The following is a 13,595-nucleotide window of genomic DNA, read 5'->3' as shown; positions in this document are numbered from 1 at the left end:
CTACATCAACCATGGATAGTGGTTGGTGTAGGGCTTTTTTTGTTCTCACAACCACGTGAAAGGAAAGATTATGACAAAGAAATTGTCAGTGCAAGATATTATTTTAACTTTGCAAGGCTTTTGGGCTGAACAAGGGGCCATGCTAATGCAAGCCTATGATACGGAAAAGGGAGCAGGTACAATGAGTCCCTATACCTTTTTGCGAGCCAATGGACCTGAGCCGTGGAATGCGGCTTATGTAGAGCCTTCACGTCGACCTGCTGATGGTCGTTATGGTGACAATCCGAATCGTTTGTATCAACATCATCAATTTCAAGTGGTTATGAAGCCATCCCCTGATAACATTCAGGAGCTTTATCTTGATTCGTTGAAAGCCCTAGGGATTGATCCGCTAGAACACGATATTCGCTTTGTCGAGGATAACTGGGAAAATCCATCAATGGGTGCCGCTGGAATTGGTTGGGAGATCTGGCTCGATGGAATGGAAGTGACTCAGTTTACCTATTTCCAACAAGTTGGTGGAATCCAGGTCGATGCTGTGACCTCTGAAATTACTTATGGTCTTGAGCGCTTAGCATCTTACATTCAAGATGTCCCAACGGTCTATGACCTTGAATGGGGAAATGGCGTTATGTATGGTGATATTTTTAAGGAACCTGAGTATGAGCACTCAGTTTACTCTTTTGAAGAGTCTGACCAAGAGATGCTATTGCGTCATTTCAACGAATATGAAACTGAAGCTAAGCGTGCCCTAGAGCAAGGACTTGTTCATCCAGCGTATGATTATATTCTTAAATCATCGCATGCATTTAATTTGTTAGATGCGCGCGGAACTGTTTCTGTGACTGAACGGGCGAAGTATCTTTCACGGATTCGTAACATGGCTAGAACAGTTGCACGAGCTTTCATCGATGAGCGTAAGAAGCTTGGCTTCCCTCTTTTGAAGGATGAAGCATTGCGGGCAAAGTATCTACCAGCAGATGAGGAGGCAAAGTAAAATGGCAAACTTTCTACTAGAAATTGGCTTGGAAGAGATTCCAGCACATTTGGTAACGCCAGCAATTGCGCAACTTGAACGTCGCATTGCGGATTTCATGGTTGATGAGCGTTTGGCCTATGGCACAATTAAGGCTTACTCAACACCGCGTCGTCTTGCTGTCTTGGTAGCTGATGTGGCAGACAAGGCTGAGGATTTTGAAGAAGAAGTTAAAGGACCAGCAAAGAAAGCTGCTTTGGATGCCGAAGGAAACTTTAGCAAGGCCGCACAAGGTTTTGTACGTGGCCAAGGTCTAACAACTGATGATATTACCTTTAAAGAATTTAATGGTAATGAATATGTGTATGTAACCAAGTTTGAAGCTGGAAAGTCTGCTTTGGACGTATTGGCCGAAGTGAAGCAAGTTGTTGAAGCAATGACCTTCGCGACGACGATGAAGTGGGGCCGCCATACATTTGAATACGTTCGCCCAATTCGTTGGTTGATAGCTTTGTTGGATGACGAGATTGTACCTTTTGAGATTCTAGGAGTTGCAACTGGTCGAACAACCCGTGGACATCGTTTCTTAGGTCATGATATAGAAATTGATCAAGCAACAAGCTATGAAGCTCAGTTGAAAACGGTCTATGTTGAGGCTGATGCAGCTGAACGTAAGGGGAATATTCTGCAACAAGTTGAGCAAATCGCAACAGAGCATAATTGGAAGGTTGTGGTTGATGAGGATTTGCTTGAAGAGGTTAACAACATCTTGGAATATCCAACAGCCTTTGCTGGTAGTTTCGATGAAGAATATCTCCAAGTACCTGATGAGGTTCTGATCACCTCAATGAAAGAACATCAACGTTTCTTCCACATTGTCGATAGTGAAGGTATGTTGTTGCCACACTTTATTTCGGTACGGAATGGGAATGCCGAGCATCTCGAAAACGTAATTGCGGGTAATGAGAAAGTTTTGGTCGCTCGTTTAGAGGACGCGAAGTTCTTCTATAATGAGGATCAGAAGCATCCGATCGACTTCTATAACGATAAGCTACAAGTTGTTTCTTTCCACGCTAAGCTTGGTTCTGTTGCAAGTCATACACGTCGTGCAAAAGTTATTGCAACGCTGTTGGCTGAGCAAATTAAGTTGGATGCTGAGCAGGTTACTGAGTTACAACGAGCTGCCGACATCTACAAGTTTGATTTGATGACTGGTATGGTTGGTGAATTTGACGAATTGCAAGGAATTATGGGTGAGAAGTATGCCCGTTTGTTTGGTGAGTCAGCATCAGTTGCCCAGGCAATTCGGGAGCATTATATGCCAATTTCAGCTGATGGTGAGTTGCCAACCTCCGAATTGGGGAAGGTCTTAGCAGTCGCTGATAAGCTTGATTCATTATTGTCATTCTTTGCAGCTGGTATGATTCCATCTGGATCCAACGATCCATATGCTTTACGACGTGCTGCTAGTGGTGTTGTGGCAATTTTGGCTGATAACGATTGGGACTTTGATTTAGCACAAATTCTAGGACAGGCAGCTGAACAGATCAATGTGGCAACGGATAAGTTCGGTCTACCAATTGAAGTTGCGACAGCCTTGCAAGAAAATGTTGAGAATGTGATTGCATTCTTAACTGACCGGGTGGCCAAGACTTTGCAAGATCAAGGAATTCGTCGTGATATTATTAATGCAGTTACTAATAATGCAATGACGGATACAACTTTGATGTTAGATGCTGCAGATGCAATTAACAATCATCATGAGGATTTCAATTTCCGTGATGGGGTTGAGGCATTAACACGCGTTATGCGGTTAATGACCAAGAATCCGACAACTGAGACAGTTCAACCGGCTTTATTTGAGAATGACGTTGAAGCAAACCTTTACCAGGCTGTTCAACCATTGAGCTCAATTTCTGGTCTAAATGATCGGATGATCGCTTTGCTAGCCTTACAGCCAGTGATTGCAGCCTACTTCGAGGATACTATGGTAATGGTTGAAGACGAAGCTGTTAAGAACAACCGCTTAGCAACCTTGCAACTTGTTGCAAATGAGGCGACTAAGTTAGCTAACTTTTTGGAGTTAGATGTTAAGAGCAAGTGATAATTTACTAAGTAAGAAGTTGATTTTATAAAAAAGAGACCATTCTAGTGATTTTAAATCATTAGGATGGTCTCTTTTTTGTGGATTTTGGCATATTTAAATTCAAAGTATATCAATTCTTGAAAAACGTATTTAAATAATGATGAATTACTTTTGAAATGTTTTCAAAATAAATAATTACAAAATTTCAATTATTTAATTATTAAAAAGGCTTTATATATTCAATAATAACGTCCTTGCATTATAAAAGGATAACTTATATCATGAAAAGGATGATGTTGCTTTCTGAAGTTTCAGATATAATTAATATTTGTTTCGTTCAATTATTATTTAGGGGTCAAGATGGATAACGTAATTAATTTAGCAAAGATGTGGAACGTTTTACGAAACAATTTTGGCAAGATTATTGTTTTGGGATTAACTTTTGGAGTCATTACATTTGGAATTTCGAAATTCGTGATACCAGTTAAATATGCTTCAACGGCTTCATTATTGGTTAATCAAAATAAGGATAGTAATACGACGGTCCAATTTGCTGACCAACAAGCAGATGTTCAAATGATTAACACCTATAAGGACATTATTACACGTCCCATAATCTTGGACGAAGTCGTTCAGAATCTGACTAAGAATCAACGAACTCTAGTGTCAAAGGCGACTTCCGATGAGTATTCAACTTTACGGGATGGAACTGAAATTTTGGCTTCGAAAGGGAAGCCAGCCGTCTACGATACAGAAATTGCTAAATATCCAAACATGGGACTTACATCAAGTGGACTAGCAAAGATGATTACAATTCAAAATCAAGCAAATTCACAAGTGTTTACTGTTTCGGTTACGTCAACTAATGCAAAATTTTCACGTGACGCAGTCAATGAAGTTGTGAATGTTTTTAAAAATAAAATTGCAAATATTATGATCATAAAAAATGTTTCAGTTATATCAAAGGCCACGACAATTGGGACACCAGTATCGCCTAATTTCAAGTTACTAACAATTGTCGGGGTAGTTGCTGGAGCTTTGATTGGATTCCTATGGGGCATTATTCGCGAATTAACAGACCGGTCTGTCAAGAATCTGGAAACGATTACGGATGAGTTTGGGCTGACAAATCTGGGTGTTGTGCAATATATCGGCGAATTGAAGCCACTTGCAGAAGTTATAAAGGAACAACAAAAAGGGCAATCGGATGATTTGACCAACCAGAGGGACAAAGGGGGAGCAAGTAGATTGGGAAGACGTATTTAATTGGTAGGAGAGATATGATGAGATTTAGGCAAAAAAAAGATAAAGAGAATAATGAAACCATGCAGCACGGAGCACGGTTGGTTTCATTTGTGGAGCCCAAGAACGTTATTTCAGAACAAATTCGAACTGTTAGAACGAATATTGAATTTGCCAGCGCTATTGGCGATCGAATGCAAGTCATCATGATTACTTCACCTGAAATGGCAGATGGTAAGTCAACGATTTCAGCGAATCTTGCGGTTTCATGGGCCCAAGACGGGAAAAAAGTTATTATTATTGATGCCGATTTACGTCGATCAACCTTGCATACGACTTTTAACTTGATAGCCTCGCGTGGTTTAACCAATTATTTGGTTCAAAAGTTACCAGTAAAGAATTATATTCAGTCAACCTTTGTGGAGAATCTGTCAGTTCTTGTGGCTGGACCAACACCGCCCAATCCAGCTGAGTTGCTTAATTCAAAGAAGATGGAAGATTTGATTAATGGTCTACGTAATCAATTCGACATAATTATTTTGGATGTGCCACCCATCATGGCTGTAACTGATGCACAGGTTTTATTGTCAGATGTCGATGGTGTCGTATTGGTTAACACATTAGGTAAGACATTAAAGGCAAATTTAAAACGAACAATTGAAATTCTTAAATTGGGTGATGCAAGAATTTTTGGTTCAGTGTCAAGAATGAAAAAATCAAAACATGATGCTGGCTATGGTTACGGTTATGGGTATGGCTATGGTTACGGTTACTCACAAGATGAAAATGCGTCTGCACGGAAATAAGGTGGGCCATGAATGATTTTTTGGAAAAATTTTCATATAAATCTTTTTGGAAGAGGTTCAGCGATCTTGTTATGGCGTCCGTATTGATCATCATTTTATTACTTCCAATGTTAGTTATTGCAGCCCTGATTAAAGTGACGTCGAAAGGACCGATTATTTTCAAACAGGTCCGATTTGGAAAAGACTCGTCATCCTTCGAGATGTATAAGTTTAGGACAATGAAGATTTCAACGCCCTTGCAATCAAATAATAATTTTGTAGATATTGCCCGATATTTGACATTACCCGGAAAATTCTTGCGGTATGCTTCATTGGATGAATTACCGCAACTGTTTAATGTCCTGAAAGGCGATATGAGTATTGTTGGACCAAGGCCGATGGCCGATTCAGATATGCTTGTGGTGAAATTTCGTGAGCAAAACGGGGCCGCACAAATTCGGCCAGGAATTACAGGATGTGCACAAGTTAATGGACGGAATATTCTATCGGACCGCCAAAAAGCTGACTATGATGGGCAATATGCGCAAAACATCTCCTTAGAGGGCGATATAGTAATTCTTTTGAAAACAGTTTGGTCTGTTTATAGTATGACTGGGATTAATCATAGTTAACGACTAGCGAATCTTCTGGCGTCGATAGTAATTTTGATAGGAGCATAGCTGATTTAGAAGGTGCTTTTGTCTATTTCTAAAGCTATCTTGCATGAGAGTTGGACAAAATGAATGAAAATAATTTTGAAATATCGGTTGTGATTCCTTTATATAATGCGGCGGCCAAGATTAAGTTGGCAATTGCCTCAGTGAATGAGCAGGCTGATGGAGGACTGAAATATATTAAGGAAATCATTGTAATAAACGATGGCTCACAAGATGATTCTTATCGATCAGTGCAGATGTTAATAGGGGAATCAAAAGTGCCAATTCATCTTTTGAATCAATCAAATTCTGGTGTGTCCGTAGCCAGGAATCGAGGAATGAATGTAGCTCAGGGTAACTGGATCGCCTTTCTTGATGCAGACGATGTTTGGGAGCCGGATAAGATTGCCGTTCAAGTTAAACAGTTAATGGAGCATGACCAAATTGACTTGTTGGGTTCTTACTATAATGATCAACCAGTGAGAGTTTTATTTAGACGAATCGTTGGACTATATCAAGTTAGTGTGCTTGATATGTTGCTAAAATCCTTTCCTTCAACGCCAACTGTTTTGATGAAGAAGCAAATTTTTGAAGAAATTGGTGGCTTTGATGTCACTCAGCGATATGCGGAAGATACGAACTACTTTTTGAAGATTGCATCTTCGTATAACGTATTTTTCTTGGCGCATCGAATGGTGACGCTAAATATGGATAAAGAGGTTTTTGGCGAAAGTGGTCTCTCATCAAAACTGTTTGAGATGCATCGTGGGACGTTGAAAAATTTAATGGCGGCGTTTGAACGACACGATATTGGTGCACTGACATATTTGTTTTTGAGAGGATTCTATCAGCTAAAGTTTATCCGTAGAATCATTATTAGCAAGCAGAAATCATGGACTAATAGAAAGGAACGATCAATATGATTTATTGGTACATGGTACTTCTGATAGTGATTTTTGGATTAACAAGTACGATTTTTCCATTTTTGAAAAAATCGCTATTTGTGGGTTCTTTTTTTATTTTATGGTTAGTGTCAGCCTTGCGCTATGACGTTGGTGTTGATTTTATGTCATATAAATACTACTTTGATTTCTCGAATAATTTGGTCCTGCCCTTTGAAAAAGGCTTTATTGGATTGATCTTTTTTGTTAGATCGGTTGCCACAAATAGTCAATATTTGTTTATTGTGGTTTCATTAATCACGATTTTTTTCATTTTTAAGGCAATTTCAGACCAGTCGACGGGTCCTTTTCTAAGTATTTTTATGTTTTTGACTCTATACATGTATTTTAGTTCGTTTAATATTTTGCGCCAATATATCTCAGTTGCGTTGATCTTTTATGCTGTTAAATTCATTAAGGTGAAGCAATTTACTGCTTATTATTTTGTTGTGTTGTTGGCAATTTCGATACATTCTTCCGCATTGATCTTCTTACTATTGCCGTTGGTGGTCCGGAGGATTATTAGACGGAGCACGCTGGTATTGATAATGATCTTGGAATTTATTTTCTTTCTCTATTCAACTTACTGGATTTCCTTAATTGCAATCATTATTCCAAAAATGGCAATTTATACTGGAACCCAATCGGTTGTACATGGTACAGCAAACATGCTAGCACTGATTGTTGGTAGTGCACTGATTGTGTATTTCCTGAATAAAGATCAGCTGGATCAACTTAATCCTAACAACAATATTTATGGTCTCTTGATGACGATGCTTTTTCCAATGCTATTCTTTTTTGACAATATTGTTGTGCAGAGATTGGGCGTTTATTTCATAATCTTTCTAATCGTCTTTGTTCCATCAGAACTTGAACTTTTGAAACAGGGACGTTATCGGATACTGCAACTACCTTTTTACATGCTTTGCTTGATCCTAGGTATTTATTCATTTAATAATCAGTTGGCTTTGGACAATAGTGGCGTGTTGCCTTATCAAGTCAATACAAACTTGAATTTGAACGATTCATACCCGCTGCCAGAAATGATTGAATGAATTTAAATATAAAGGGGCTAAGGAAATGAAAATTTTAATTGTGGCTGCAAAAGCGAATATGATTGAACAATTTAATCAGCACAATATTGATCTGCTTTTGGAACTTGGTTATGAGGTGCACGTGGCAAGTGATTTCGTCAATTTTGGCTCGATGGATTTTGACGCAAGAGAGCGACTCTTAGAACGATTGCAGGAGAAATCAGTGGTGGTGCACCAGGTGGCTTTCGCACGTGGGATTGGATCACCTTTTGGAAATCTAAAGACTACGTATGAATTGATCAGGATTATTCGAACTTTTGAAATAGATCTTGTACATGCACAGTCGCCGATTGGCGGCGTTTTAGGAAGAATTGCCAGTGCTCTTTGCCATAAGAAAAGTTTGTATACAGCACATGGATTACATTTCTTTAAAAAGGGTCCACTGAAGAACTGGCTTTTTTTTCCGATTGAGTATGGATTGAGTTTTTTCACTGATACCTTGATTATGATAAATCAACGTGATTACAGGTTTGCTCAAACTCGCCTACACGCTAGGCACACGGTTCAAATTTACGGTGTTGGTGTTGCTGTTGCAGTAGCAGGGCGATCCTCAGATATAGATAGAGCTAAATTTCGTAACCATGCTCGGCGTGATTTGGGATTGGAAACAACAGATTTTGCAATTATCTCCGTTGGAGAACTTAACAAAAATAAAAATCATTTAAGTGTGTTAAAGGCGCTGGCAGAGCTAAAAGATCCACAGATTCATTATTTTATTGCCGGTGTTGGTCCATTACATGATCAATTAATTGAGTATGCCAGGAAAAATGGTTTACAAGCGCATATCCATTTGATGGGATATGTGAAGGACCTTCGCAAGCTACATTTTGCAGCAGACATGAACGCTTTCTTATCGGTTCGTGAGGGATTGGGACTTGGTGGCTTGGAATCAATGTTAGATGGTAATTATATTCTAGGTAGCGAAAACACAGGGATGGTTGACTTTATTTTAAATGATGAATTGGGGTATCTGATTAATCCTAAAGATGTTGGCATGATAAAAAGTAAAATCATGGCGATTAAGCACAGGCAACTTCGTGCTAATGTTGCGGGGAATCGGGTGGCCTTGATGAAGTTTGATCATGCCGAGGTTGATAGAGTTATGAGGGCGGTTTATGCTCGCTATCTCAAGTGACTTGCAACATGGATTAGTCAATTCAAAGGAGAAGAGCATGGATCCGCTTGTTTCAATAATTGTACCTGTACACAATGTCGAAAAATATCTTGAGAAGGCCCTTAATTCAGTTTTTGATCAGACTTATACACACGTGGAGATAATTGCAGTAAATGATGGTAGTACTGATCAAAGCCTAGCGGTCTTAAAAGAAATGGCAAAAGTGCATCAGAATTTGTTGATCATTAATCAAGCTAATCAGGGTTTGGGACCAGCTAGAAATACTGGACTTACGCATGTGCATGGAAAATATCTTTTCTTTTTGGATGCGGATGATTTTATCACGGAAGATATGCTTATGAGCCTAGTGGAAAAGGCTGAGTCTAATTCAGTTGACTTAATTAGGTTTAATTATGCACCGTTTATCGAGACCGGTTTTGAACATCAAATTCAGATTGATCGGCCAATTAGGGCTTTGCGGGAGGATGTAGTTTATAACCAGCAACGCTTCTTGAAGGCAAATATAAAAGACTTTTTAGCACCTGTCTGGCTTTACTTCATTCGGACAGAGATTATAATGGCGCATGATCTGCGCTTCCAGGCAATTATTCATGAGGATGAATTATATATGCCCTTAGTTTTCGAATTTGTTAGTCGAGCCATGTATGACTCAAGAAAATATTTTCAAAGAAGATATCGAAGTGGTTCAATCATGACGACTGACATTACGAAAAATTATGATTCCTTTAGATCAAGGGTAACAATCATCGACGTTTTGGAAAAAAAGCGGCGGCAGGTAAGGGCTAATTCGATGTATCAGAGATTTCTTAGGAAGCGGACGGCCGTGCTAAATCGTGGCTTGTATCGAGCCGAGATAGACGAACGCTTGAAAAGGACAACAATTCGATCGTTAAAGAGGAAATATAAGTTCAAAACAGGCTTTCTTGAATTGATTAGAAAAGCTGTGGTGCAAATCGGTTAGGACTTTAGCTGGTTGGAGAGGTTTTGTAAAGTCGGGTACATTATTTAAGTAGTTGTGACTGGGGTTTAGAAAATGCAAGCAAAAATCTTATTTGTAATACCAGATTTAGGCGGTGGTGGAGCTGAAAAGATTCTCGTGAATCTAGTTAATAATCTGGATACTAAGAAATTTGATGTTTCAGTATTAGTAATGTTTGATGGTGGTGTTAATCGACAGTTTTTATCACCAAAAATAAAATATCGGGCAGTGTTCAAGCGATATCATCGCGGTTTGGTACGAACCTTGAAGTTATTCAAACCAGAATTTCTGTTTCAGCAACTAATTGGAGACGAATATGATGTAGTTGTATCTTTTTATGAAAGTTATTTTACTAGAATTGTTGCAGGCGGGACGGGTAAGACTAAGTTGGTGAGTTGGGTACATCGGAATTTTTCAACGACTTATCGAATGGAAAATTTCTTTCGCTCAAAAAAGGAATTACTCAAGTATTACGCTAATTTTGATCGCACTTACTTTGTGTCGCAAATGGCACTTGAATCATTTATCAATGAGGTCGCAGACGAGCGCGCGTCATATAGCGTGGTTCCAAACGTAGTTGAGACGGATATAATTCGCCGTCAAGCAACCGAAGCGCTACCGTTAAAATTTGATCCAAGCTATTTTAACTTACTCGGAATTGGTCGTTTTACGCATGTGAAAGGGTTTGAACGGTTGATCAGAACTATAGCTCGTTTGCGAGACGAAGATGACTTGAAGGTGCATTTGTATCTGCTTGGACAAGGCGAACTGAGAGCGGAATATCAAAAGTTAATTCAAGAATTACAAATGAATATGGCAATAACAATTTTGGCTTACGATGCTAATCCATATAAATATCTCAAGGCGGCCAACTTATACATAGTGTCATCTTTCTATGAGGGATTGAGCACAACAACGACCGAGGCTTTAATTGTGGGGACACCAGTCTTGACCGTTAATGTCTCAGGCGCTTCAGAATTGCTTGCTGATGGTCGAGCAGGTGTCATTACGGAAAATAATGACGAATCGCTGTACTTGGGAATCAGAAAAGTCTTAACAACCGACGGATATCTGGCAGATTTAAAGTCCAGGGCTATTGAACGGGGGAATGACTTTAATACTGATCGGATTGTTGCAATTGTTGAGAAGAAAATAATGGAAATAGTGGACTAGTGATATGACAAAGCTAATTACAATCTTGGACACATCAATTGGATCATATAACATGGGTGATTACATAGTTGTTGATGGTGTACGTTCACAACTGAAACAAATTCTGCCCAGTGCGGACATGTTTGTCACAGCACCTACGCACGAAGTGATTGCTGAACATAGTCGAAAAATGATCGCACAAAGTGAGTACGCTTTTGTGGCAGGTACTAACCTATTGAATTCCTCACAAAACATTGGTGGCGGGAGTCAGTGGCGTTTGAGATTCAAGGACGTGATGGAGCTAAGGGACTTAATATTGATGGGGGTTGGTTGGGGCGATTATCAAGGTAAACCAAATTTCCGAGCCAAATTTATCTACAATAAAATATTGAGTAAGCAATATTGGCATTCAGTGCGTGATGCCTATACAAAAGAAAAGTTAGCCCAAATTGGGATTACGAATGTTATTAATACGGGTGATATGACTTTATGGGGGCTCACGCCGGACGTAACTAGTCAGATTCCGGTGGCAAAGGGGAAAGAAGTTATTACGACTATTACGGATTATCGAGCTGATCCTAAAAATGATGAATTGATGTTGGCGACGCTGATTCGAAATTATGAAAAAGTTTATTTATGGATCCAAGGGCATCAGGATGAAATATATTTTGATAGTTTATCCAGTGAATATACAGAAAAGATTATTAAAATTGATCCATCACTAGAAGCGTATGATCATTTTCTAATGAATAATGACGATTTGGATTTTGTCGGGACAAGGCTCCATGCTGGGATTAGAGCAATGCAAAAAGGGCATCGAACGCTGATAATCGGGGTTGATAATCGAGCAATTGAAATGCAAAAAGATTTTGCGATCAATGTATTGCGACGAAGTAACCTCGCGGAACTTGAGACAATTATCAACGGGACCCTTGATAGTATGCTAACGCTTAATTTTGAAGGGATTAGTCAGTGGAAGAGGCAATTTATTGATGAATAAATTACTTACGGGGAATAAAGTCTTTATTAATTTGGTTACAACGGTATTAGTATTCCTGATTGGATTCCTAATAAATTTTCTGTTGGCACCATTTGTTGTTAAATACCTAGGAGTTGAGGCAAACGGCTTCCTTCAGTTAGCAAACACCTTTGTTTCATACCTGGGCATTATCTCGATTGCTGTGAATTCAATGTCATCAAGGTTTATAACGTTTTCACTTGAGAAGAAGAACTATGTGGAAGCGGGTGAATATTATTCATCAACCTTCTTGGGTAATCTAATCATAATTGCTGTGATCACTGTACCGATAGTTTTGGGAATCCTGAATATTGACAGATTTATTAGTGTGCCTGCCAGTTCAGTTGAGGCGGTCGAATGGCTATTTCTGTTGATGTATGTCAGTTACCTAATTTCAATTATTACTCCAAATTGGAATATTGCCTTTTTTGCTACAAATAAGATCTATCTACAAACAGTTGGAAATATGTTATCAGCCATTTCGAGAGCCTTGGTCATCATATTAATGTTTGCGATGATGAAGCCTAGTGTCTGGTACGTCGGGGTGGCCGCGGTGGTTGCAAGTTTTGTAGCACAAGCTTGGCAGTACGCATGTAAGACACGTGAGCCAAATATTAATCAATTACTTGTGAAATGGTCATATGTGAAATGGGAGCGCCTTAAAATACTATTGACTAGCGGAATCTGGAATTCAATTAATCAATTGGGCGTGATGTTAATTAGCGGATTAGACTTGTTACTGGCAGATATATACATTAGTGGTGAAATTATGGGGATGGTCGCAATTGCTCAGACAATTCCTAATTTTTTAATTAGCTTTCAAAGTTCTGTAACTTATACTTTTGCGCCACAAATGACGATTCTATATTCAAATGGGAAAATTGCGGAATTGGTTCATGAATTGAAGCAAGCAGGTAGAATTTTGATTGTTATTATCGGAATTCCTTTCGCAGCAATTATTTTATTTGGCGCAGAGTTCTATCGACTTTGGTTACCAAGTCAAGATAGTGGCGTCTTGCAAGAAATTACAATCCTTTATACGGTTGGATATAGCTTGCTGGCGGGGATTATGCCCTTGTGGAATATATTTGCGATTGTTAATAAGACAAAGCCAAATGCCTATTCGGTTTTAATTTCAGGTGGCTTAAGTTTACTGGTGACTGTGCTAGCCTTGCGCTATACAAATATGGGCATTGTTGCCATTGCAATGATTGGGTCAATCTTTAATATCTTGCGGAACGTAATCTTTACTTTGCCTTTCTCGGCAAAGTATCTATCGGTCAAATGGTATACGTTTTTCCCGTTAATTGGCTATACGGCCTTCAGCTTTTTCTTAGAATTTTTGATTGGGAAAGGGTTGTTGCTGCTGATTGATGTAAATAGTTGGATGAAGCTTGGTGCAATTATTATTGTCTTTTCGTTACTCAGTTTTGTGATGATTGCCTTGACCATTCTGAATCATCAAGAACGCGAAATAATAATTAATTTCATCAATCCAAGAAGATGATGGTGGGGTGAAGGCGCTTTGGTC

12 protein-coding genes are annotated in these 13,595 nt (G+C 39.0%); all 12 read left to right on the top strand.

Going from position 1 to position 13,595, the window contains the following annotated elements; translation table 11 throughout:
- Positions 1 to 70 precede the first annotated feature (70 nt).
- The 12 genes from glyQ (at position 71) to ESZ50_RS01775 (ending at position 13,571) form a co-directional block, all read left to right on the top strand.
- Complete coding sequence (gene glyQ / locus ESZ50_RS01830; RefSeq protein ID WP_148621901.1) at positions 71 to 997, top strand: glycine--tRNA ligase subunit alpha; 927 nt, start codon at positions 71 to 73, stop codon at positions 995 to 997.
- A gap of 1 nt (position 998) precedes the next feature.
- On the top strand, positions 999 to 3,080 hold the full coding sequence (gene glyS, locus ESZ50_RS01825) for a glycine--tRNA ligase subunit beta (protein ID WP_148621900.1): 2,082 nt from the start codon (positions 999 to 1,001) through the stop codon (positions 3,078 to 3,080).
- A 342-nt stretch (positions 3,081 to 3,422) separates the two neighbouring features.
- Complete coding sequence (locus ESZ50_RS01820; RefSeq protein ID WP_148621899.1) at positions 3,423 to 4,328, top strand: YveK family protein; 906 nt, start codon at positions 3,423 to 3,425, stop codon at positions 4,326 to 4,328.
- Between the two features lie 17 nt (positions 4,329 to 4,345).
- The gene (locus tag ESZ50_RS01815; protein WP_148621898.1) at positions 4,346 to 5,110 is read left to right on the top strand and encodes a CpsD/CapB family tyrosine-protein kinase; all 765 of its coding nucleotides are present in this window, start codon (positions 4,346 to 4,348) and stop codon (positions 5,108 to 5,110) included.
- Positions 5,111 to 5,118: 8 nt separating this feature from the next.
- On the top strand, positions 5,119 to 5,721 hold the full coding sequence (locus ESZ50_RS01810) for a sugar transferase (protein WP_148621897.1): 603 nt from the start codon (positions 5,119 to 5,121) through the stop codon (positions 5,719 to 5,721).
- 107 nt (positions 5,722 to 5,828) lie between these two features.
- Positions 5,829 to 6,668 (top strand): glycosyltransferase family 2 protein, encoded by an 840-nt coding sequence (locus tag ESZ50_RS01805; RefSeq protein WP_148621896.1) that lies wholly within the window; start codon positions 5,829 to 5,831, stop codon positions 6,666 to 6,668.
- Positions 6,665 to 7,741 carry an EpsG family protein gene (locus ESZ50_RS01800; protein ID WP_148621895.1) on the top strand — a complete coding sequence of 359 codons (1,077 nt, stop codon included), beginning with the start codon at positions 6,665 to 6,667 and terminating at the stop codon, positions 7,739 to 7,741. Before ESZ50_RS01805 ends, ESZ50_RS01800 begins: the two co-directional genes overlap by 4 nt.
- Positions 7,742 to 7,766: 25 nt before the next feature.
- A complete protein-coding gene (locus ESZ50_RS01795) occupies positions 7,767 to 8,915 on the top strand; it encodes a glycosyltransferase (RefSeq protein WP_148621894.1) in 1,149 nt (382 codons plus the stop codon).
- The gene (locus tag ESZ50_RS01790; RefSeq protein ID WP_148621893.1) at positions 8,896 to 9,876 is read left to right on the top strand and encodes a glycosyltransferase; all 981 of its coding nucleotides are present in this window, start codon (positions 8,896 to 8,898) and stop codon (positions 9,874 to 9,876) included. The genes ESZ50_RS01795 and ESZ50_RS01790 overlap by 20 nt, the downstream gene beginning before the upstream one ends.
- Positions 9,877 to 9,948: 72 nt before the next feature.
- Positions 9,949 to 11,067, top strand: a complete 1,119-nt coding sequence (locus ESZ50_RS01785; RefSeq protein WP_148621892.1) for a glycosyltransferase — start codon at positions 9,949 to 9,951, stop codon at positions 11,065 to 11,067.
- Positions 11,068 to 11,071: 4 nt separating this feature from the next.
- Positions 11,072 to 12,046 (top strand): polysaccharide pyruvyl transferase family protein, encoded by a 975-nt coding sequence (locus ESZ50_RS01780; protein ID WP_148621891.1) that lies wholly within the window; start codon positions 11,072 to 11,074, stop codon positions 12,044 to 12,046.
- The gene (locus tag ESZ50_RS01775; RefSeq protein ID WP_148621890.1) at positions 12,039 to 13,571 is read left to right on the top strand and encodes a lipopolysaccharide biosynthesis protein; all 1,533 of its coding nucleotides are present in this window, start codon (positions 12,039 to 12,041) and stop codon (positions 13,569 to 13,571) included. The genes ESZ50_RS01780 and ESZ50_RS01775 overlap by 8 nt, the downstream gene beginning before the upstream one ends.
- The last annotated feature ends 24 nt before the right edge of the window (positions 13,572 to 13,595 follow it).

The sequence above is a fragment of the Weissella muntiaci genome (assembly GCF_008107635.1).
GTDB classification, from domain to species: Bacteria; Bacillota; Bacilli; order Lactobacillales; family Lactobacillaceae; genus Weissella; species Weissella muntiaci.
Note: the sequence above shows the minus strand (reverse complement) of the source record. Positions and strands in the feature narration are given on the sequence as shown.